We start from the raw sequence: 21,461 nt of genomic DNA, 5'->3' as shown, positions 1-21,461 counted from the left end.
GGCGGAATATTACTGTATTTTTGGAATTTAATATTGCTGTTGAATAACTATCCCCTATATATAAAACATATCTATCTCCTAAATTCTTATTTGCTGTGTCTCTGCAACCATAAAATAAAACGAGCACCATGAGTAATACAATAATTCTTTTCATCTTTATTTATTTATAAACTTACCTAAAACAAAATAATATTTTTGCCCATTTCTAAATACATACAAAGTATCGCTATTTTTGGGTTTGAATAATAGATCTCCTCTACGTAAAAAATTATCAATATATGATTTTTCATATGAATAATTGCAAGAAGGGGGTAATTGTACTTTTATATTGTTACTAAGAGCAACATAGATACCACCTTTCCTAGATTTTATAGAATGTATTACTCCATCAATCTTACCTTGTGTTTCAACGTGTACATATTCTTTATTTAGTAAATTAATATGTTCTGATTCGAATGTAAACATTAAAATTAATACAATAACAGGTAAAATTACTCCAAAAACAAGTATTGCGACCATGCGCTTATTTTTTTTCATATCCTAAACTTTAAAAACATCTTTGGCGCAAGCTCCGCTTGTAGCTGACTTGGGCCACTAATAAACCTGCACACAAACCAGACAGAAAGACTTGTACCAATTGGGCTTCTTTCTGCAGTGTAACAGCACTTTGCAATAAGGTTACTTATGTTCTGTATGTTTTGAAAAAAGATGAACGAATTTTTGATGGAATTCAATATATTTTCCAGTTGTATCATTTCTTATATCAAACCATCTCTTCATATCTTTTGGATTTTGACCATTTAACTGAATAAGTTTTATTTTATTTGGAAGATCATTTTTAAATTCGCCACTTGCTGAATAAAATACAGCAGTATCATTTTTCCATTCCATCATTAAGCAGAAACCACCAGTAAGACTTGCATTATAAAGAGGTTCCAATTTTTTATTTGGTATTTTTTTATTTACAAGTTTACCATAAACAAAAACGGTACGTCTTTTCTTCAAACTCCAATAATCAATCCTTGTTAAATAATTTTTTCCATTTGGAGCCACGAATGTTTCCGTATCGAATTCAGGGCTTAAAATCCGGTAAACAAACAGAAACAACAGCGTGATAATCAGTACGATAAAAATAGTTGTTCTTTTCATTTAAGAAACTTTTTATAGTTAGGGAAGACCCGATCCTGTTCGGGGAAAGGGTACTTAAACGCATTTATTTTCAAATACAGTAAAATGATTATGGGTGCTCGAAACTCAATTTTGTCGAATTCAGGAGTGGTTTGTATTAATCTGTTATTAATTCTCATATTATCAATCTCTCCTTTTTTGTCGAAATTTAAAGCTGCTTTAAAATATTTTCCATAAAACCTGCTACTTGATAAACTGTCCCTTTGAATGATAAAATAGTTACACCTTATCGGAGCTAAAAAAACGGCAGGGTCTTCCAGCCACTCACTATTATTGATTATCTTGTTTAACCTGAATGCAATATCTTTATAATACAAAGAATCCGAATTAATACACATTTTCTGTAGTGCATTTAAATAAGATTCTTTTGTGGTATCTTTTAATATTTTCTCCTGAATGAAATAATTTTCAACTTCTGTCAATGTTTTATAGATATCAAATTTTTTATATAACCGGGCTTCTCTATATTGCATACATGTTCTGATATCTTTTAGAACTTTTTGATGAACATTATTTTGACCTGTTGAAGAATTTCCTGTCAAAATGAAAATCATCGAATAAATAATTAATCGCATACTTGATAATTTTTACTAATCGTTTTGTTTTTACCAACATCGAAAGTTTAGCATATAGTTAGTTTGCATCAACCCTGCTTGTACAAACCAAACGAGAAAACCAGCACATTTTATTAAGATATTAATCTTTAGATTTTATACTTTCTTTTTTCAATCTTTTAAGTTCATTATAAACATTATACATCTCATTTTTCTTCCATGAATTACATTCGTATTGTTTTAAAATTAGATTATTATTCATATATATTTTCATACAATAATACGGCCGTAAAGAAAAAAAGACTTGTTCAATGCTTATTTTAATCTCCTTATAAGGTGCAAAATATTCCCTGTGCAACTTGTTATACCTAAAAACAATAATTCTAATATATCCAACATTGTTATCAATTTCTAATTGTTTTAAAAAAAACCTGTGAATAACAGAGATTCGAAGAATTAAAATCAAAACAACAAGTAACAAACCATACAAAATGGTTAAAATACTAGTGATAGGCAACAAAATGAATAAAACCATTACAATAGAAATAAATAAAATAATGGTTGCATTTATTTGATTCCACACTCTCTTTTGATATGATCTGTATTTAGGCTGAAAGTTCATCTATGAATATTAATTACTTATAGGAATGCTCTCATGGGGAGCATTAAATCCACTTATTCCTTACTGCTTTTAAATAATAGAATGGCGTATAGATTCCTATTAAAAAAAACAATAAAAGAAAATTACCTGTCTTCTTATCGTATTTTGACCACAGAATTAAATTATATATCCAAAAAATTACTACAAATAAGGAAATAATAGATTTTATATTATTAAAATTACTGCTCAGAATAAATGATTTTACGCTTTCAAGGTTCAAAATCACTGCTAAAAAAAGCAGGAAATAACTTGCATATAAAGCGATATTTGACCAAAAACCGATTCTCAAAAATATTTTTTTCATCTTTATAATTTAAAATTATTGTAAAATCTTTTTTTACATTATTTAATTTTTCATCTTCTCATCCTTGGCGCAAGTCTTGTGCGCAAGCTCCGCGCGTGGCTGACTTGGGCCACTAATTAACCTGCATACAGACCGGGCAGAAAGGCTTGTACCAGCGTGGTTGATGCCGAAAAACGGATATCGGGTTTTCATGCTGTTATTATACTGTCTGATTTTCGGTGATAAAGATAGAAAAAGTTTAGGGTTTGATGTTCCAATTTTTTATGTTCCAAGTCTCGCTCCCGCGCAGGCCGGGCGGGAAGACTTGGACCAGTCGGGAATCTTTATTTTAGAAACCAAGCCATACTCTTTTTTGCATTTTCTGTTTCAGAATAACTTATAGGACTTTTATTACTTATATCTTTGAAATAATTTATTAAGTGCTTTTTAACACTTTTATTATATTCAGATCCGGCAATGGGTATTACTGCAATTATATTATTCTTATTTTTTATTTCAATAACATCACCATAATAATTCAGCAACCATTTAAACCTTACATTAACTTTTAAATCAGTAAAATTTATTATGTATTTTTTTTTATTTATGAAACTATTGATAAAAATTATAAAAATTTGTTTTTCTTCATCAATACTAATTTCTGTTATAGTATTATTATATTTAGATAATAAAAGTACTAAAATTACCGGCAACGCAAACAGTTGAATCTCCCAAAATGAAAACATTGAATATATACCTCCTAATACTACGCCAATTTCTACTCCAATAATTCCACTAAATTTAGAATAGAACACATCAAAATTAGGAGCCTTAAATTTGAAGTTAATCATAGTTTTATTAGATTAGACTTGTGTTATCTTGTTCCATATTTTTGTCTACTTTATAGTCATTTAGCATTCTTTGCTTAGATAAATTTGTTTCCCCCCCAACTGGCGCAAGTCTTGTGCGCAAGCTCCGCGTGTGGCTGACTTGGGCCACTAATTAACAAATTACATAAACACATAAAACCCGATTATAGAATAATCTCAACATCAATCAACCCTTTTTCCCTTTTTCTCCGGTATAATTTGTCATACTACTCCATGGATAATCTTCCGGCCTGTTAACAAAACCCTGCTTAACCGGATTGTTATGCACATAATCCAGTTTTTGATCCATCATTTTGTTTGATGTCAGTTCAACAGGATGATTATCTTGCCTCCAGAACTGGTAATGTTTATTATTCGGGTTCTTCCTCCCTTCCGTTTCAAAAATCTCAAGCATCCATTCTTTTCTGCTTTCATAAGGATTTTCTTTTATTGCCTTAATCAGAGCAGATGAAGTAAACTTTTTAAAGTCCCGCAGAATATTTTCCAAAAGATTTTTTCTTTCCCTTGAGATGATCAGGTGAAGATGATTGGTCATAATAACATAAGCATGTAACCGTAATCCTTTTTCTTTTTGGCAATATTTTAAACTGTCAAGTATGATCTCACGATAAACATCTCTTGTGAACACGTCAACCCATCTGACAACGGCAAATGTTACAAAATAAATTCCGTCTGGATTATGGAATTTGTACTTGCTGCTCATGTTTCAAAAATAAAGAAATTTTGCCGGCTTTGGTTTTGCCTCTTTAATATAAATCGGGTTTTAAGTTTGGCCCAAGTCTCGCTGACGCATTGGCCGGGCGTGAAGACTTGAACCAGTTGGAGGCGAAATGATTAATATTTCCATATCAAAACAAGTTGAGAAAGCACACAAAATATTTGCACATCAGCCCGAAACGCTAAAAAGCAGATCAGGTTAAATTGCTATTTTTTAATTTCTCATACAACGCATTGGCCCTTTCCAGATCTTCCGGAGTGTCAATACATACCGTTTCTTCGATATCCGTAATTCCACATTTTATTTTATAGCCATTTTCAATCCAACGCAATTGTTCAAGCGATTCAGCTGTTTCCAGCGGAGAAGGTGGCAGCTTCACCAGTGCATGAAGGATATCATGACGGAAAGCATAAATTCCCATATGAGCATAAAAAGTATGCGACCGGACCCAATGTTCTTTGGGTTCATTACGAAGAAACGGAATGGGCGAGCGGCTGAAATAAATGGCATTCCCCTGCCTGTCCATCACAACCTTGGCTTCATTTTTATCAAATAACTGCCGGCTATCCTTAATTTCCGTCACCAACGTGGCAATTTCCACATCTGGAGAATCAAAGCATTTCTTAACATCGTCGAGTTGCTCCGTATGGAAAAAAGGCTCATCCCCCTGAATATTTATAACAATATCAAAATCTGTTTTTTCTAACTGAGTAATCAAAACAGCAGCCTCGGCACACCGTTCGGTTCCGCTACGATGATAAGCCGCCGTTTTTACCACTTTTCCGCCAAAAGACAATACGGCATCAACAATTCTCTGATCGTCTGTCGCTACATAAACTGTTTCCAATGCCTTCTTACTATTTTCGTAAACATGCTGAATCATCGGCTTATCGCCAATCATAGCCAATGGTTTTCCGGGAAGCCGAGTAGAAGAATAACGCGCCGGAATAATTCCTAAAACCTTTTTCATTATCATTTTTATTAACTGTAAATATAAGACAACATTTAAACACAAAGGAAGATTCACCTCCTGATGCCCTGTTTTTCCAAATCATTCTGTTCCTGGCATAATAATCCCCCTTTACTAATTAAATGGTTTTATATTCAAATTTTGTTTCATCATTTTTGTCCCCAGAGCCATGCAAACCCGCAACACATCCATCCCTTAAGAAAGGCCTTTCAATTTCTTAACCACCAGAAAAACAACGAAATACCGTCTCGGTTTTTAAACATTCTTTTTCTATACCGATAGTTTTTCAGTTGGTTCAGAAGTCAGTAAAAAACGTTGCAATTTACGATGAAAAAATGATTCCGGAAAAAGAATCCGGCACGCCTTATTTTCCCCAGCATCCAACCTTGCACTGTTTTATTTTACATCCAACTTCCATTCACCCAGCTAAAAAAGCCACCAGATTTACACGGTTTTCTTCTTTTACTGTTTTATTCATACCTTTGACATAAGCAAACTATTACATAAATGAATAAATCAACGGTTATTAATAAAAAAACCACATCAGATCCGTTCTATGAAAAATGATTTAAAAAAACAAAGAACCATTGCCATAGAAAAGCTTTTTAACGAGGAAATAACCAAAAGTGAACGCTTTCGGGCTGCCATTTTAATCGGACTTTTGGGACTGGAAGCTGTTGCTTTGGTGGTTATCTACTTTTTTTACAGAAAAGAATATCTGCATTTGTTTAAAACGCCCATCGCCATTTATGATGTTTTAATTTTTACGGCGATAATAATTGTTTTTGAGTTCCTGATGCATTACGTTCTGGGAAAAAAAGACAAACCTTTTTTATACAACACGCGTTTTTTCGGTTATTTCAACAGCTTTTCCGAAATCACCCTGCTGACGCTTTTGTTTATTTTTATTGTTCAGTATTCCGGCCAGTCTGTCATTTTACAAATGCCGGCCACGTTAACTTATTTTGTTTTCATCGTGCTTTCGACTTTCCGGCTGAATTTCAAATTATCTGTTTTTACAGGCGTATTGGCGGCCGCCGAATACATTGCCATTGCCATTTATTATTCCACTTATCCTGTAGAAAGCGTTCTGCATCCTGCTTATCCGAAACTTACGGGGATGCAGTATCTCGGGCAGGGACTGATTATGATTATTACCGGAATTGCGGCAGGTTTTGTGGCCGACCTTATCCGAAAAAAGATGATTGTTTCGTGGAATACCCTTTGGGAGAAAAATAAGGTGATTGACTTGTTCGGACAGCAGATTTCACCACAAATTGCCGAAAATATATTAAACGAACAGGACGATCTTTCCGGAGCCCGGAAAAAAGTTTGCATTATGTTTCTCGATATCCGGCAGTTTACCCCTTTTGTCGAACAACATCAACCGGAAGAAGTCGTTAATTATCTGAACACGTTGTTCGGTTTTATGATTGATATTGTACAGGCCCATCAGGGAGTGATTAACCAGTTTCTCGGGGATGGATTTATGGCCACTTTCGGCGCACCTTTTTCCATTGGCAACAGCAGCCAGCAGGCCACCGATGCCGCCTGCGAAATAGTGGAACGAACGGCTGCGGAATGCGAAAAAAGAAATATTCCGCCCACCCGGATCGGTATCGGACTTCATTACGACGAAGCTGTTACCGGAAACATCGGTTCTTCATCGCGTAAGCAGTATTCCATTACCGGCAAGGTGGTTATCATGGCTTCGCGAATTGAACAGCTCAATAAAAAATACAACACCAGCCTGCTCATTTCCAAAGAAGTGTACGAGCAGTTGAAACCCGAAACCCGCGAAAATTTTGAATGGCTTGAAGTAACCAGGGTAAAAGGAAGCAAAAATCCTGTTTCGCTTTATAAATACAAAGAAACGTCCACCGCGCAAACAAAAAATTCATGAACGGTAAACTGACCATCTGGATATTGGCGCTGTTGTCCGTCCCTTTTTCTGTTTTTGCGCAGGAAAACGGAAGTGATATTTTATTTGTCAGAAACAAATCGGCATCGTATCCTTACCAGCTGGCTCATCCTGACAAACGGTGGAAATTGCCGGAAAAATTAAAGGAAATTTCCGGGTTGAGCCTTATCAGTCGCCATAAACTGGCCTGCGTACAGGACGAAAAAGGAATTATCTATGTTTTTAACACGAAAAAAGGCGAAGTCGTAAAACAAATTAAGTTTGGCGAAAAAGGCGATTACGAAGGCATTGAAATTGTTGGGAATGATGCGTGGGTACTGAAAAGTAACGGAACGCTGTACGAAGTCAAAGATTTTTTAAAGAAAAAGAATCCGAAGGTGGTCAAATACAACACCATTTTATCGGGCAGAAACAATGCCGAAGGACTGGGATACGACACCGTTCACCGGCAACTTTTAATTGCCTGCAAAGGATATCCTTTTCCTGAAGGTGATGAAATAGAAAACCTGAATCCGGCCTGTTTTAAGGCGGTTTACCGGTTTCCGCTGGCAACAAAAAAGCTGGATAAAACCCCGGCTCTGCTCATCGCGCTGGATACCATAAAACAGTACAAAGGCTACAATACGTTAACCCGTGCCGGTATCGCATTGCTGGCTTTTTTGGATGCGTCGGAAGGTGATGTTTCTTTTAAACCATCAGCAATAGCTATAGAACCGGGTACCGGAAATTATTATATTTTGGCATCGTCGGGAAATGCGCTGGCTGTATTTTCTGCCGACGGCGTTTTGCTTAGCCTGGCGACGCTTCGGTCAAAAGTTCATATCCAGCCCGAAGGAATTTGCTTTGGCCCCGGCGGAACACTGTACATTGCCAACGAAGGAAAAGACAGTAAAGGAAAAATTTACCGTTTTAACCGGAGATACTAAGACAAATTTGCCCTGGGCAATGGAATAAAAAATGATGAATTCATGAAAATAACACTAAAATACAAACTCTTTTTGCTGACGGTTTTTTTAACTTTCAGCCTGACAGTCAGACCGCAGCGAATTTTTTATGCCCCGAGGGTGGCAAATTGGAAAACCACTTTCAAAGAAGATACTTCCAGGCTGTTATATACGGTTTTCCTGATCGGCGACCTGAAAAATTATGCTATCGGCGTACAAACCCGGAAACTGCTTCGGCATTACATGGACAAAGCCGGAAAAAACAGTACCGTCGTTGTTTTGGGCGATATTGATTATCCGTTTGGCCTTCCTGATTCTACCGACAAAGGTTATCCGGCCGCCAAAAGAAACCTGACCGAAATCTTACACACCTTCGACCATTATCCGGGTAAAGTATATTTCATTCCGGGAAACCACGACTGGGCCCAGGGCAGAAAACAAGGCTGGGAATCGGTAAAAAACGAAGAACGGTTTATTGAGAAATCCTTACACCGCGGCAATGTCTTTTTGCCTGACGGCGGATGTCCCGGACCGGTAGAAGTAGCGCTTACCCCCGATATTACGCTTGTCATTTTTGATTCGCAATGGTGGTTTCAGCAAAACGCCAAGCCCGGAAAAAACGGAGAATGCGGATTTACGGACAAAGGGGAAATTTTCCTGCAAATTGAAGATGCCCTGAAACGAAATCAAGACAAAAAAGTAATTTTCGTGGCACATCATCCCTTGTACAGTGTGGGCGAACACGGTGGATATTTTCCGGCATACGACCTGTTGTTCCCGTTACTGGATTTTTATTCCTGGGCTTACATTCCGTTGCCGGGATTTATTTATGTCGGCTACCGGAAATATTTGGGCGACATTCAGGATTTTGCCCATCCCGTTTACAAAGAATTCCGCAAAACAATGCTTTCCATCTTCAAAAGATATCCCGATGTTATTTATGCTGCCGGTCACGAACACAACCTGGAATATATCAGTAAAGACAGCCTGTTTCATATCATCAGCGGTGCCGGTGGAAAGGCTACCTATATTGCCCGAAAACCCAAGAAAGCCGATTTTGCCTGTCAGTGTAGCGGATTCAACCAGCTTTCTTTTTATGCCAACGGCGATGTCGTGATGAAAATCATTCGTGTGGACAGCAGCCATGCCGGCGGAAAGCTTGTTTTTGCAAAAAAGCTTTTTACAAAACCGGTATTTCATCCGCAAAAAGCCGATACGTCCAAAACCGTTTTTCGCTTTCCCGACAGTATTCGGGTGCGCATTACCAATGAGTACGAAGTCGGAAAATGTCAGCGGTTTATGATGGGCGACAATTATCGCAACATCTGGGATGCCAAAGTAACACTGCCGGTATTTAACATCAGCAAAGAAAAAGGCGGCCTGACCATTATCAAAAGAGGCGGCGGCATGCAAACCCGTTCGGTACGGTTAAAAGACAAAAACGGGCACCAATATGTTTTGCGGTCAGTAAACAAATATGTGGATAAAGCGCTGCCCGAATATTTTCGGAACACACTGCTCGCCAAACCGGTTCAGGATGCTATTTCCGCTTCGCATCCTTTTGCCGCCGTTACCCTTCCGCCTATGGCCCATGCCATTGGCGTGATGCACACGCATCCGAAGATTTTCTGGGTACCCGACGATCCGAATCTTGGCGTCTATCGGGACGAACTCGCCAACGGCGCTTATCTCTTCGAAGAACGTCCTGCCGGAAACTGGCAAAACCTGGCCAGCTTCGGTTTTTCGAAAAACATTGTGAGCACGGCGAAAGTGGTAAAAAAAACCGAAAAAGACCACCATCATTTCGTGGATCAGCCTTCGGTGGTAAAAGCCCGCTTGTTTGACATGCTGATAAACGACTGGGACCGGCACGACGACCAATGGCGGTGGGCTTCTTTTAAAAACGATGACAAAACCACCTATCGTCCTATTCCGCGCGATCGCGACCAGGCTTATTTTTCCGGTAGCGGGGTTATTTTTTGGCTCGCCCGGCGTAAATGGCTGATGCCGAAATTTCAGAATTTTGAAGATACCATAAAAAATATTGCCGGGCTGAATTATAATGCCCGTTATTTCGACCGCTCGTTTTTAACCCAACTCTCTTTGAACGACTGGCTGAACGCAGCCCATTTTATTCAAAAAAACCTCACTGATTCGGTAATCCGGCAGGGATTGTTAAAAATGCCGAAAAACATTTACGATTCAACCGGAACCGAAATCGAAAACAAGCTGAAAGCCCGAAGAAACGATCTTGACCGCTATGCCCGGGAATATTACCGGATTCTTGCCAAAGATGTGGATGTTACAGGTACCAATAAAAGAGAGTTTTTTGATGTAAAACGAGAAAACAACGGAAATACCGAAGTGTCGGTCTTTGCCATGAGCCGCAAAAAGGGAAAAATTAAAAACCTTCTCTATCACCGGCAATTCAATTATGACGAAACCAAAGAAATCAGGTTATACGGACTCGGCGGAAAAGACCTGTTCAAAGTAACCGGAACCGGAGATAAAGGAATCAAAATCAGAATTATCGGTGGAAAAGGAAACGACTCGATTATCGACCGGTCCAGCGTAAAAGGGCTGGGAAAGAAAACCATCGTATATGACAGAAAAGACAAACATAATTTCATACAAAAAGGCCCGGAAACACGCCTGCAACTCTCAAAAAACAAATCAGTCAACACCTACAACCGCCGGCAATTTAAATATGACAAAACCATGCCGTTGCTGTGGGCCGGATACAATATCGACGATGGTGTTTTTCTGGGTGGCGGCGTAAAAATGAATCATTATAATTTCAGGGATTCGACCATTCAGAAAATTGAAGGCAGAATCGCTTTCCAAACCGGCGCTTTTGCCATTAAATATCAGGGACTGTTTACGGCTGTTTCACGATCTTTTGATTTGTACATCAATGCTGATCTCAGTTTCCCGCGAAGCGTGGATAACTATTTCGGCCTGGGAAACGAAACGGTTAAAAAAACCGATGATAAAAAATATTACCGGGTCAGATACAAGTATGCCCGGATCAATCCGATGCTCAGGCATGTGGTCAGTCCCAAAATTTACTATGGTTTCGGATTGTTTTATCAACATTTTACGGTTACCGATACAGCCGGCCGGTTTATCGGCAGCCTTTATCCCCAAACGTTGGATTCTGCTGCCTATTCAGGGCATAATTATGTCGGGATCAATGCCCTGTTCAATATCGACACGCGCGACAACCGGATTTTACCCCAAAGCGGCATTTACTGGAAAACGGAAATGCGGGGATATTACAGCCTGGAAAGCACCGGAAACAACTTTATTAAAACCACTTCCGATTTAAGGTTTTATGTGAGTTTCCGGAAAGATCCGCGGGTGGTTTTTGCCCTGCGTGTCGGTGGCGCCGTAAACTGGGGGGATTATGATTTTTATTACGCCAATTTTCTCGGCGGAAAAACAAACCTGCGCGGGTTCAGAAGCAACCGGTTTGCCGGCGATTATTCCTTTTACCAAAATACGGATATCCGGTTTAAAATCACCAATATCAACACGTATATCTTAAACGGAGAGTTTGGCATTGTGCTGTTTAACGATGTGGGAAGAGTGTGGGTGAACAACGAATCTTCCAAGAAATGGCATGACGGCTACGGCGCCGGGTTATGGCTAATTCCATTCAAACTCAGCGCATTAACTTTAAACTACAACCGTTCTGCAGAAGACAGTTTTATTACTTTTTCATTTAACTATTTGTTTTAAAATAATTTAAAAACGATCTGTCATGAAAGAAATAACCCCTGATTTGGTCGAACAAACAAAAAAGTATGTGAGCCAGTTGTTAAAAGAAAAATTAACGTCCGGCATCACTTTTCATACAGAAGAACATGCCCGGTATGTGGCTGAAAAGGCCGAATTGATTGGCAGAAACAGCGGACTGACCGATACGGAAATTTATCTCGTCAGCATTTGTGCCTGGTTTCACGATGCTGGCTATATTTCAGGAGCTGAAAACCACGAGGAAGCCAGTGCCGCACTGGCAACCGGATTTTTACAATCAAAAGATATTCCGGCAGAAATCATCACCCGGGTAAAAAATTGTATTCTGGCGACCCATATTCCGCAAACGCCGAAAGATGAACTGGCTCAGGTGCTTTGTGATGCAGACATGGCCCATCTTGCCGAACACGACTATTTCGAACGAATTGAAAAAATGCGGCAGGAATGGAACAGCACTTCCGGCCATAAAATCAACAAACGAAAATTTCATAAAATATCAGTGGAATTCTTTCAAAAACACCATTATTTTACCGATTATGCTCGCCGGGAGCTTCAACCCCTGAAAGAAAAGAATTTTCAACGGATACAAGATGAAATCGAAAAACTTGAATTAAAAAAAGAGAAAAAAATGAAAAAACACCATAAGAAGAAAACCAGGAGTTACTCAAGAGGCGTGGAATCCATGTTTCGCAATACAGCCCGTATGCAAATCAATCTGAGTTCCATTGCCGACAAAAAGTCCAACATCCTGATTTCCGTCAATGCCATCATGATATCCATTACCATGACCGTATTGGTTTCGCGTTTTGAAGAAACCCCAAACATTATTCTACCAACACTTATCTTTTTGTTTTTCAGTTTGGTAACAATTGTATTCGCCATCCTTTCCACCCGTCCGCATGTTTCATCGGGCACATTTGACAAAAACGAAATCAAACAGAAGAAAGTGAACCTCTTGTTTTTCGGAAACTTCTACAACATGGAACTGGAAGATTACGAGTGGGCCATCGGCGAACTGATGAAAAACGACAACCTGCTCTATTCCACCATGATTTTAGACCAGTATTCGCTGGGAAAAGTGCTGGCCAAAAAATACAAGCTGCTGCGCGTAGCTTACAACGTGTTTATGTTCGGCATCATCATCTCGGCCCTTTTCTTCGTTTTTGCCTTTATTAATATCTGATGCTGCTTCCCGTAAACGGGATTGCCGGATTTTATCTTTTTATTACTTTGCCGTAAGACACCGTTCCGGTTCCGGTAAGTTTCAGCAGATAAACACCGTGCGGCAAACGCGCCAGTACCGGATCAGATACCAGCAACTGAGATTGACCGCTACGAAAAGTTCTTGAGAAGACTTTTTCGCCTTCCAGCGAAAAGAGCATAACGGTTACATCGCCGGTAAGATCTGGCGGCGTTTCCAACGAAAAACCATCCGTGAAAGGATTGGGCCAAACTTTAAAGTTCTTTCCGGTTGTTTTCAGAACAGGAATACCAAGAAGCTGCGTAAGATACGCATCGGCTTGGGCAAAATCAGGAATGCCCCAGCCCATCAGGTTATTGGGAGAGTCAGCCAGTGAAGCCGTTTTTTTCAAGGCTTCGATAATTTGCATGTTGGTGGCATCCGGATGTGCTTCCCACAAGCAGGCACACATGCCGGCAAGTACCGGCGAAGAAAAAGATGTTCCGCTGGCCCTGACCACAGAATCCACAGCATCGGCCACAGCATCACTCTCTCCCATAGCCATCAACGTAGGTTTGATTCGCCCGTCATAAGTGGGACCGATAGAGCTGAAAGAGGCTCTTATTCCGGTAGCCGTTACAGCTCCTGCCGTAAGCACACTGTCGCCGTCAGCCGGAGCTCCCATCCACGGAAAAGAGGTGTTCTGCCCGCTGTTTCCGGCGCTGTTAACTACCAGAATTCCTTTGCTGGCCGCAATTTCAGCACCTATTGTTGAAATGCAGGTATGTCCGTTCATATCCGAATAAGGATGCGAAAAAGTAGTGTCATCAAAATCAATGTATCCCAGCGAACTGTTGATGATATCGGCCCCTACGCTGTCGGCAAACTCGGCAGCCGAAACCCAGTTGTACTCTTCTATGACGTTTTCAGTATAAGCATCTTCCGAACGCAAAAGCCAATACGAAGCTTTCGGCGCAGTACCAACCATGATCCCGGGATCATCAGCGGCCATACACGAAAGCACCATCCTGCCATGGTAATGCGGCGGATAAACATCGCCGCCCGGATTGACAAAATCTTTAGTCCCTAAAATCCGCTGGTCATTTCGTAAACTGTCAAACAACGGTTGGGTCGGAACGCTGCTATACCCGGCATCCAGCACGGCAATCACCATGCCTTCGCCCCGGAACCCTTTTTCGTGAAGAAAAGTTCCGTTAATCTGATTTATCTGTGTCCACGCCGATCCATATAGTTTTTCCAAAGTATCCGAGCTTTTAATCCCCACACGATAAGATGTTGCCGGGAGCTGCTTTTCTATTTCAAATTTATTTCTCTTCTTGTTTTTTTGGTTTCGGACAGGTGCAAATTTTAGCGTACTCTCCACAAAAGAAAAATGACGTATACTGTCGATCAACGCGGTATCGGTGGTATAAACCGTAACCCCGTTAAGCCAGCGACTGGTATTCAGTATTTTCACTCCGGTTTCGGCCACCGAATCCACATATTGCGGGTTGACAGGAAGGTCGTTTTCTTTGATGGGAATATGAAACCTGGCCCTGCGTGCCAAAGCCCTTGCCGTCAAAAATTCTTCGGGATGTTCTATCGAATAAGGCGAATTTTTCTTGTCGGTAAACTGAATATAATATTTGTTGGGAGCAATCTGGGCGAAAGCCGTTACAACGGTAAACAATAAGAGCAACAGAAAGAGAAATACTTTTTTCATCGGTTTAAAATTTTCAATTGACAGGACAAACGGATGTTTTCAGCATAAGAAAAAGAAATTTATTTCTTCCAGATATTGTTTTTCGGATAGACGTCCGGTATTCTAGGATCTCCCAAAACCACTTTTCGAATGGTTTTGGCCTTATCCGCCTGAATCAGGAGCTTCTTTTCCCCCTCTTTCCACACCGAAACCGGCCGGACAAAAACATCTTTGGATCCGTCGGCATAAGTACAAACCACGCGAACCGGCATGGGCAAGCCTCCCCTATTTTTAATCTCAATCCGGTTATCCGGCAAAACTCCTGTTACAGCTTGGTCGGCATAACCCGGGCCAAAAAACCAGGGTTTAAAAAACCACATCAGGTTTTCTCCGGTCACCGACTCAAACGTATAGAAAAAGTCAAACGGAATGGGATGTTTTCCATGCCAGCGATTCATAAAAGTATGTAATGCCTTTTTAAACAACGTATCGCCCAAGGCTTCGCGCAAAAACTGATAAGCCAGTCCGGGTCTGGTATATGCCTGAATACGGTAATACAAAAAGTTACAGATAAGATTTGACGGAATCATGAGCGGCATTTCCATTTCGCGCCCGCTGTAACGGCTAAAGAGCCGGGCTCTTCCTTGGAAATAAGGAAATTTAGGGGAAAACTGTTCACTGAACATTCCGGTAAACCAGGTAGCCCATCCTTCATCCATCCAGGCATATTTTCGTTCATTGGTTCCCATAAAAAACGGGAAATAAGTATGCGAAATTTCATGAAACACCAAATTGGCTGTTTGTACCGAATCTTTCGGATCGCCATCATCGGCCATCATGGGCGTTTCCATACCGCCCCGGCCGGTACCGTTACTGAATGAGGTCATGTGTTCGTAAGGATAAGGGTATCCCGGCCAGCGAAACGACATAAATTCAACACTTTTGCGGGCATAATAAGCCGCCCGCTGAAAAGTATTGGACGAATCAGGATAAATGGCATCCACACGCACCCGGCGTCCGGTGGCCGAATCCACCAAAACCGATGAAGCATCCCAGTTGTAGCGACGGGTGGCAGCAAACGAAAAATCGGTTACATTATCAGCTGTAAAGTGCCATGTATGAGAACCGTTGCCTTTTAAAACATTGTGCTTGTCCCAGTCTTTCTGTGAAATCACAGCCATGATCTTGTCCGATTTCCGGACTTTTTCGTATCGTTTTAAAACCGGTTTAGCATAAACTTCTTTGGGATTATCCAGATGACCGGTAGCCCATACGGCATATCCGGGAGGGGTGGTAATGCGAATATCGTAATCGTTAAAATCGTTGTAAAATTCAGTAATTCCATTAAACTCAATTCGATCCCAACCACTGATATCATCGTAAACACTAATTTGCGGATACCAGTAGGCAATAAAAAAACGGCCTTTTCCATAGTTTCCCATCCGGTTACGTTCTTTTTCCGGAATATGAAACTGCCAGGCAGCTTCAAGCGTTAGTGAATCTCCCGGACTCAAGACATGAGGCAAACGAATGATCCGGTTGGTTCCCATATAGTAGCCAAAATAGGTATCCGGCATTTTTACCGTTTTTCCGTTAATTTTGACGTACTCTATTTTTACTCCGTTGGTCAGATCCGAAGCCCCAATATTCCAGGCACGCGCGGCCCCTTTTTTATAAAAATCCTGATATAACCTTATTACCAACATTTTAAGCGTATCCGGGCTATTGTTAAAATAGACCACTTTTTCCGTTCCCTTTAGCCGGCTTTGCGCTGCCAACAACTCAGCCTGTATTTGATACCGGGCATGATTTTGCCAGTAATTGGGCCCCGGCGCTCCTGTTTTGGAACGCGTTCCGTTAGCCAAAGCTTTTTGTACTTCAATGGGAATAAGCTGGTTCGATTGTGCCTGCACAGACAAAAAGACCATTGACAACACCATTGTTGTCAAAATAAAGAAAATCTTTTTCATGGGATTTTGGTTTTTGCCTGTAAAATTAGGCAATTCTTCCTTATTTGTCAGGCGAAAAAACCACAATGATTATTTTTCCCCGTTTTTACAGAGAATCCGCAAAACGGTTCCACAAATAAAATTTCCTTTACGAAACAGATGATCCTCCCGGACACGAATCTTTATTGGTAAAATAGGCCAGTTTTTCCAGCTTACTGATCATATCATACTGTTCCACATAAATTTCTTTGGGAACTTTCAGCCGGGATGAAGTGAAATTAAGGATTCCTTTTACCCCGGATTCTACTATAATCCGGGAAATTTCAGGAACAAAATCATTGGGAACCGCAAGAACGCATAATTCAATATTCTCGCGACGCATAATCTCTTTCATGCGAGAAATATTATAGCATTTTACATCGGGATATTGTATTCCCGGTTCCTGACCGATCCTGAAAGTAGCGGCTACTTTCAGTTTGGTTTGTTGATTATTAAAAAAGTCAGCCACAGCACGTCCCAAGTCACCCACACCGACAAAAGCCACTTTCTGAACATGTACGCAATCAATCGCTTCTCCAATACTCTCAATCAATTTGGCGATATTGTATCCTTTATGGATATCTCCGGAAAAGCCAATGAGCATCAAATCACGACGCACATGAGCCGGATTGATTTTCAGTAAATGTGCCAATTGGTGCGAATGAATGTGGGTTTTTTCTTCGCTTAACAATAAACGAAGAGTACGCCGATAATTACTTAAACGTTCGACGGTATTGGCTGGTAAATGATTTATCATTGTAAAATATATTCGTTCTTCGGTTTAACAAAAGGATGAATTTTATAAATGACTCCCACATTTATTTTAAGAATTCGATCCCATTTCATATCAATATCCGGATTGGAAACAATGGCTGATACACCAAAATTAAATCCGGGTTTAAAAGTAATCGCCCATTGGGCCGTCGGATGGTAAATCACGCCAAAAGCAAAATGAAAACCGACATCGGTAGGATTAAAAAAGTCAGAGGCTGAGGTATCATAATGGGTCATGTGATATCCGGAAGTCAAAGTGGAATCGCCATAATAAGGCAAATCATCCGGATCAATATAAGTTCCGCTAAAACCTTTAACCCGCGAAGTAACCGCCACAGAAAGATAAACTCCGCCTTCTACCAGCAACCGCCATTTATCTCCGCCGCTTAAATAAGTCAAATTCAAAGGAAGCGTAATGTAATCAATCGTATAGGTCATATCGTAAGCATAATAACTGTTGTATCCGATATAACCGGTATCCGAAAGAATTAAATAAGGCGACTGGTATGACGTGGAAAAACCACGCGGGTCATAATTCAACCCCAAACTTACTTTTAAAGTATTTGAAATATCATATTGAGCAAAAATCCCACCATTCACAGCAGTCCGGCCTTCGGAATTACTCAATCCCGCATCGCGTACACTGCTGAATGAAGGCCCCAGTTCCACACCAAAGCTCAGCCGGTTACGAAAAGTGCTTTGGGCAAACAATGAAAAGGATAAAAAAATTGCAAAACCAAGTAAAAATATCTTCTTCATAAACCCCTTTTTTTCTTTTCTAACCATTAAAAACCACCCTTTCCACGAAGGAAAGATTTACTTACAAAAATACCAAGCACAAAACATTACGTGCTGAATACAAACAAATTATAAAATAACTAAATTTGTTCAATGTGTTCTTTACGCCAACAAAAATAATATTTCTCTGCAATAGCGCAACACTTCAGTAGTCCGGCTGACCTGAAAAAGAGAGCGGATCCATTAAAAAAAGATTCTTACTGAATTTCTTTTACAGCCGTTTTTTCCCATCGTTGAGAAAAAAACGGAAAAAACTTCTGTTAATTATTAAACATACAACTTGCTTTTACACAGTATTTATTGTATATTGCGTTCAAAAATAAAAGAGAAACAAAATGAAGAAACACATTTCATTAGCGGTAAAATGTCCGCATTGCGGCAAATCATTGATGGACAAAGAAGCTCCGCTGCATGGTAAACCTTCCATCCGGTTGAACATCCAGACACAGCAAAGCAGAGGCGTCATTCACTTGTGCTCATACTATGAGTGTTTTGATTACAAAACGGATGTCCCTTTGGCTCAGGAAGAAATTGTAACGTTTAGTTGCCCGCATTGCAACAAAATACTCAACAGCCATGAAAAATGTAAAATATGTGATGCGCCCATGGTTTCGCTGCTGCTGCAAACCGGCGGCCGGGTAAGCCTGTGCTCCAGAACCGGCTGCTCAAACCATTATGTGGCTTTTGAAGATGTGGCTACCGAATTGCAAAAATTTTATGAAGCATACGGCGGATAACCACGGGCAAACAGGTTAGCAGATACGCGGCAGTTGTTGTCCTGAAAGCATATCAAGCATCCGCTCGCCGCCGACAATGGTTTCTATCCAGGCTTTGCCAGGATGCCGGTCGGTTATTTCACCAATTACAGCAGTTTCTTTGCCTAAAGGATGTTCCCGCATGGCGGTTACTATCCGGTCGGCTTCATTTTCAGGAACGATCAATACCACTTTTCCTTCGTTGGCCACAAACAGCGGGTCAAATCCCAGCAATTCGCAAATGCCTCTTACGGTATCTTTTATCACCAGTTTGTCTTCCTGAATCCGGATACCGAAATCTTTTTGCTGCACCAACTCCGACAGCACAGTGGCCAGTCCGCCGCGGGTGGGATCGCGCATAAAACGGATGTTTTCCGATACTTCGAACACATGCGAGATCAGGCCGTTCAGCGAAGCACAATCGGACAACAGCGGCGAAGAAATATTCATGCCGTTGCGGGTTGTCATAATGGCCATACCGTGTTCGGCAATGCCGCCGTTGATAATGATTTTATCCCCCGGCCGGATATCCTTTCCGGAACTGATGGAAAGCCGCCGTTCGTTTATTTCGCCCACGCCGCTGGTGTTGATGAAAATTTTGTCGCATTTTCCCTTTTCCACCACTTTGGTATCGCCCGTGGCAATCAGCACACCGGCGCGGGCAGCTTCTTCGGCCATGGTTTTCACAATTTCTTCCAGCTCATCCAGCATCAATCCTTCTTCAAGGATAAAACCCACACTCAGATAGCGGGGCACGGCACCGGAAACCGCCAGATCGTTTACCGTGCCGGCCACTGCCAGTTTTCCGATATTCCCGCCCGGGAAAAACACCGGGTCCACCACAAACGAATCGGTGGTAAAAGCCAGATTTTTTCCGGAAAGTGGCAACAATGCTGAGTCGCCCTGCTGCTGCAGCACGGGATTGTTAAAATAACGGACAAACAAGCGGTCTATCAGTTCGTGCGTCATCAAACCGCCGCTGCCGTGTCCCATCAATATTTTCGTGTCTTTCATTCGATTTATTTTTTACCGGTTATACAAATAATAAGCCTGACAGGCCCCTTCGCCGGACACCATACAGCTGCCCACCGGATCGCGGGGGGTACACACCGTGGCAAACAACCGGCAGTCTTTCGGTTTTTTGATACCTTTCAGAATATCGCCGCAAATGCACCCTTTGGGTTCTCGCAGAGGCACCATTCCGTCGGCACGGATATTTTTTTCCGCATCAAAAGCCGCATATTTCGGCCGGATCTTCAGTCCGCTGTCTTTCAGAACGCCCAGTCCCCGCCACCAGTCGTCGCCGGGCTCAAAAACTTCGTTCATCATTTGTTTGGCTTTCCGGTTTCCTTCAGGTCTTACCGCCCGTTTATACTGAATTTCCACCTGCGGCTTTCCGGTTTCTATCTGCCTGATCAGCATCAAAACCGACTGCATCAGGTCGGTCGGTTCAAAGCCGCTGATGACCACACCGAGACCAAATTTTTTCGGGATATCTTCATAAATTCCTTTTCCGGTAATCGTACTCACATGTCCGGGGCCAATGTAACCGTTGATTTGCACCCCTTCATCAATCAGCGCAGCCATGGCCGGCGGCATCACTTTATGGGCACTGTACACAAAAAAGTTTGTCAGCTTTTCGCGGGCTGCCTGCAAAATGGCCACGGCCGTACCGGGGGCTGTCGTCTCAAATCCGATCCCGAGAAAAACTACCTTTTTGGCGGGCTGCTCGCGGGCAATTTTCAGGGCATCCAGCACCGAATAAACCACACGGACATCCGCTCCGGCAGCATGTTCTTTTTCCAACGTACTTTCCGAACCGGGCACACGAATCAAATCGCCGTAAGTGGTAATAATCACATCTTTCTGCTGACTGAAAGCCACAGCTTTGTCGATATACGAACGACTGGTAACACACACCGGACATCCCGGTCCCGAAATCAGTTCCACCGTATCGGGCAACAAAGCCGGAAGGCCAAATTTTTGAATCGACATGGTATGCCCGCCGCACACTTCCATGAGTTTTACCGGCCGGGTAGAAATTTTCTTTATTTCGGCAGCCAGTGCCCGTACCGTATCACGGTCTCTGAATTCATCAATATATCTCATATCAGCCGTTGGTTGGTTTCGCGTTCTTCGCGGTCCATTTCTTCATTCAGTTTTTTAAATTCATCAAAAGCCTTCAGGCTGGCTTCCGCTTCTTCTTTATCCAGTTTCTGAATAGCGAAACCGGTATGAATCAACACATAATCACCCGGTGCCAGCTCTTCGGTTTGCAACATCATTAAACTGGCCTGATAAGTGGAACCACCTACGGAACAAACCGCTGTTTCCCCTTCGATTTTTTCAATTTTTGCCGGAATACTCAGACACATA

General features: G+C 41.2%; 18 protein-coding genes. 5 read left to right on the top strand and 13 right to left on the bottom strand.

Annotated elements, in window-relative coordinates:
• Nucleotides 1–156 precede the first annotated feature (156 nt).
• The 6 genes from LA303_RS06965 to kdsB form a co-directional block, all read right to left on the bottom strand.
• Complete coding sequence (locus LA303_RS06965; RefSeq protein ID WP_240524569.1) at nucleotides 157–537, bottom strand: hypothetical protein; 381 nt, start codon at nucleotides 535–537, stop codon at nucleotides 157–159.
• A gap of 141 nt (nucleotides 538–678) precedes the next feature.
• Entirely contained in the window at nucleotides 679–1,149 is a 471-nt protein-coding gene (locus LA303_RS06960) for a hypothetical protein (protein ID WP_240524568.1), read from the bottom strand.
• Nucleotides 1,146–1,763: a hypothetical protein gene (locus LA303_RS06955; RefSeq protein ID WP_240524567.1), complete on the bottom strand. Its 618-nt coding sequence runs from the start codon at nucleotides 1,761–1,763 to the stop codon at nucleotides 1,146–1,148. Before LA303_RS06955 ends, LA303_RS06960 begins: the two co-directional genes overlap by 4 nt.
• 1,267 nt (nucleotides 1,764–3,030) lie before the next feature.
• On the bottom strand, nucleotides 3,031–3,537 hold the full coding sequence (locus LA303_RS06950; protein ID WP_240524566.1) for a hypothetical protein: 507 nt from the start codon (nucleotides 3,535–3,537) through the stop codon (nucleotides 3,031–3,033).
• Nucleotides 3,538–3,742: 205 nt separating this feature from the next.
• Complete coding sequence (locus LA303_RS06945) at nucleotides 3,743–4,279, bottom strand: REP-associated tyrosine transposase (protein WP_240524565.1); 537 nt, start codon at nucleotides 4,277–4,279, stop codon at nucleotides 3,743–3,745.
• A gap of 208 nt (nucleotides 4,280–4,487) precedes the next feature.
• Nucleotides 4,488–5,264 (bottom strand): 3-deoxy-manno-octulosonate cytidylyltransferase, encoded by a 777-nt coding sequence (gene kdsB, locus LA303_RS06940; RefSeq protein ID WP_240524564.1) that lies wholly within the window; start codon nucleotides 5,262–5,264, stop codon nucleotides 4,488–4,490.
• Nucleotides 5,265–5,820: 556 nt separating this feature from the next.
• On the opposite strand from kdsB, the gene LA303_RS06935 reads away from it, so the two are divergent.
• Genes LA303_RS06935 through LA303_RS06920 form a run of 4 tightly spaced genes read left to right on the top strand, consistent with a single transcriptional unit; the run spans nucleotide 5,821 to nucleotide 13,071 of the window.
• Entirely contained in the window at nucleotides 5,821–7,167 is a 1,347-nt protein-coding gene (locus LA303_RS06935) for an adenylate/guanylate cyclase domain-containing protein (protein ID WP_240524563.1), read from the top strand.
• Nucleotides 7,164–8,111 carry an SdiA-regulated domain-containing protein gene (locus LA303_RS06930; protein WP_240524562.1) on the top strand — a complete coding sequence of 316 codons (948 nt, stop codon included), beginning with the start codon at nucleotides 7,164–7,166 and terminating at the stop codon, nucleotides 8,109–8,111. The genes LA303_RS06935 and LA303_RS06930 overlap by 4 nt, the downstream gene beginning before the upstream one ends.
• A gap of 42 nt (nucleotides 8,112–8,153) precedes the next feature.
• A complete protein-coding gene (locus LA303_RS06925) occupies nucleotides 8,154–11,870 on the top strand; it encodes a BamA/TamA family outer membrane protein (RefSeq protein WP_240524561.1) in 3,717 nt (1,238 codons plus the stop codon).
• Between the two features lie 22 nt (nucleotides 11,871–11,892).
• Entirely contained in the window at nucleotides 11,893–13,071 is a 1,179-nt protein-coding gene (locus LA303_RS06920) for a Pycsar system effector family protein (RefSeq protein WP_240524560.1), read from the top strand.
• 31 nt (nucleotides 13,072–13,102) lie between these two features.
• On the opposite strand, the gene LA303_RS06915 is transcribed toward LA303_RS06920, so the two are convergent.
• The 4 genes from LA303_RS06915 to LA303_RS06900 form a co-directional block, all read right to left on the bottom strand.
• Nucleotides 13,103–14,791 (bottom strand): S8 family serine peptidase, encoded by a 1,689-nt coding sequence (locus LA303_RS06915; protein WP_240524559.1) that lies wholly within the window; start codon nucleotides 14,789–14,791, stop codon nucleotides 13,103–13,105.
• Nucleotides 14,792–14,850: 59 nt separating this feature from the next.
• Nucleotides 14,851–16,740 carry a M1 family metallopeptidase gene (locus LA303_RS06910; RefSeq protein WP_240524558.1) on the bottom strand — a complete coding sequence of 630 codons (1,890 nt, stop codon included), beginning with the start codon at nucleotides 16,738–16,740 and terminating at the stop codon, nucleotides 14,851–14,853.
• Between the two features lie 127 nt (nucleotides 16,741–16,867).
• Complete coding sequence (locus tag LA303_RS06905) at nucleotides 16,868–17,515, bottom strand: redox-sensing transcriptional repressor Rex (protein ID WP_240524557.1); 648 nt, start codon at nucleotides 17,513–17,515, stop codon at nucleotides 16,868–16,870.
• Nucleotides 17,512–18,291: a porin family protein gene (locus LA303_RS06900; RefSeq protein ID WP_240524556.1), complete on the bottom strand. Its 780-nt coding sequence runs from the start codon at nucleotides 18,289–18,291 to the stop codon at nucleotides 17,512–17,514. Before LA303_RS06900 ends, LA303_RS06905 begins: the two co-directional genes overlap by 4 nt.
• A gap of 374 nt (nucleotides 18,292–18,665) precedes the next feature.
• Between LA303_RS06900 and LA303_RS06895 the strand changes: the two genes are divergently transcribed.
• Entirely contained in the window at nucleotides 18,666–19,067 is a 402-nt protein-coding gene (locus LA303_RS06895) for a hypothetical protein (RefSeq protein ID WP_240524555.1), read from the top strand.
• Between the two features lie 15 nt (nucleotides 19,068–19,082).
• Here LA303_RS06895 and hypE read toward each other — a convergent pair whose 3' ends face one another.
• From hypE to LA303_RS06880, 3 genes are read right to left on the bottom strand one after another with little or no spacing between them, the layout of a single operon-like run.
• Nucleotides 19,083–20,099, bottom strand: a complete 1,017-nt coding sequence (gene hypE / locus LA303_RS06890) for a hydrogenase expression/formation protein HypE (RefSeq protein ID WP_240524554.1) — start codon at nucleotides 20,097–20,099, stop codon at nucleotides 19,083–19,085.
• Between the two features lie 12 nt (nucleotides 20,100–20,111).
• Entirely contained in the window at nucleotides 20,112–21,194 is a 1,083-nt protein-coding gene (gene hypD / locus LA303_RS06885) for a hydrogenase formation protein HypD (protein ID WP_240524553.1), read from the bottom strand.
• Nucleotides 21,191–21,460, bottom strand: coding sequence for a HypC/HybG/HupF family hydrogenase formation chaperone (locus LA303_RS06880; protein WP_240524552.1), 270 nt, complete (start codon nucleotides 21,458–21,460; stop codon nucleotides 21,191–21,193). Before LA303_RS06880 ends, hypD begins: the two co-directional genes overlap by 4 nt.
• Nucleotide 21,461 lies beyond the last annotated feature (1 nt).

The sequence above is a fragment of the Candidatus Sulfidibacterium hydrothermale genome (genome assembly GCF_020149915.1).
GTDB classification, from domain to species: Bacteria; Bacteroidota; Bacteroidia; order Bacteroidales; family F082; genus Sulfidibacterium; species Sulfidibacterium hydrothermale.
This window is presented reverse-complemented; position numbering and strand designations above follow the sequence as displayed.

What these genes read in the sequence shown, in the direction of transcription:
- LA303_RS06965 (WP_240524569.1), bottom strand. Translation starts at nt 537, where the DNA reads ATGAAAAAAAATAAGCGCATGGTCGCAATACTTGTTTTTGGAGTAATT.
- LA303_RS06960 (WP_240524568.1), bottom strand. Translation starts at nt 1,149, where the DNA reads ATGAAAAGAACAACTATTTTTATCGTACTGATTATCACGCTGTTGTTT.
- LA303_RS06955 (WP_240524567.1), bottom strand. Translation starts at nt 1,763, where the DNA reads ATGCGATTAATTATTTATTCGATGATTTTCATTTTGACAGGAAATTCT.
- LA303_RS06950 (WP_240524566.1), bottom strand. Translation starts at nt 3,537, where the DNA reads ATGATTAACTTCAAATTTAAGGCTCCTAATTTTGATGTGTTCTATTCT.
- LA303_RS06945 (WP_240524565.1), bottom strand. Translation starts at nt 4,279, where the DNA reads ATGAGCAGCAAGTACAAATTCCATAATCCAGACGGAATTTATTTTGTA.
- kdsB (WP_240524564.1), bottom strand. Translation starts at nt 5,264, where the DNA reads ATGAAAAAGGTTTTAGGAATTATTCCGGCGCGTTATTCTTCTACTCGG.
- LA303_RS06935 (WP_240524563.1), top strand. Translation starts at nt 5,821, where the DNA reads ATGAAAAATGATTTAAAAAAACAAAGAACCATTGCCATAGAAAAGCTT.
- LA303_RS06930 (WP_240524562.1), top strand. Translation starts at nt 7,164, where the DNA reads ATGAACGGTAAACTGACCATCTGGATATTGGCGCTGTTGTCCGTCCCT.
- LA303_RS06925 (WP_240524561.1), top strand. Translation starts at nt 8,154, where the DNA reads ATGAAAATAACACTAAAATACAAACTCTTTTTGCTGACGGTTTTTTTA.
- LA303_RS06920 (WP_240524560.1), top strand. Translation starts at nt 11,893, where the DNA reads ATGAAAGAAATAACCCCTGATTTGGTCGAACAAACAAAAAAGTATGTG.
- LA303_RS06915 (WP_240524559.1), bottom strand. Translation starts at nt 14,791, where the DNA reads ATGAAAAAAGTATTTCTCTTTCTGTTGCTCTTATTGTTTACCGTTGTA.
- LA303_RS06910 (WP_240524558.1), bottom strand. Translation starts at nt 16,740, where the DNA reads ATGAAAAAGATTTTCTTTATTTTGACAACAATGGTGTTGTCAATGGTC.
- LA303_RS06905 (WP_240524557.1), bottom strand. Translation starts at nt 17,515, where the DNA reads ATGATAAATCATTTACCAGCCAATACCGTCGAACGTTTAAGTAATTAT.
- LA303_RS06900 (WP_240524556.1), bottom strand. Translation starts at nt 18,291, where the DNA reads ATGAAGAAGATATTTTTACTTGGTTTTGCAATTTTTTTATCCTTTTCA.
- LA303_RS06895 (WP_240524555.1), top strand. Translation starts at nt 18,666, where the DNA reads ATGAAGAAACACATTTCATTAGCGGTAAAATGTCCGCATTGCGGCAAA.
- hypE (WP_240524554.1), bottom strand. Translation starts at nt 20,099, where the DNA reads ATGAAAGACACGAAAATATTGATGGGACACGGCAGCGGCGGTTTGATG.
- hypD (WP_240524553.1), bottom strand. Translation starts at nt 21,194, where the DNA reads ATGAGATATATTGATGAATTCAGAGACCGTGATACGGTACGGGCACTG.
- LA303_RS06880 (WP_240524552.1), bottom strand. Translation starts at nt 21,460, where the DNA reads ATGTGTCTGAGTATTCCGGCAAAAATTGAAAAAATCGAAGGGGAAACA.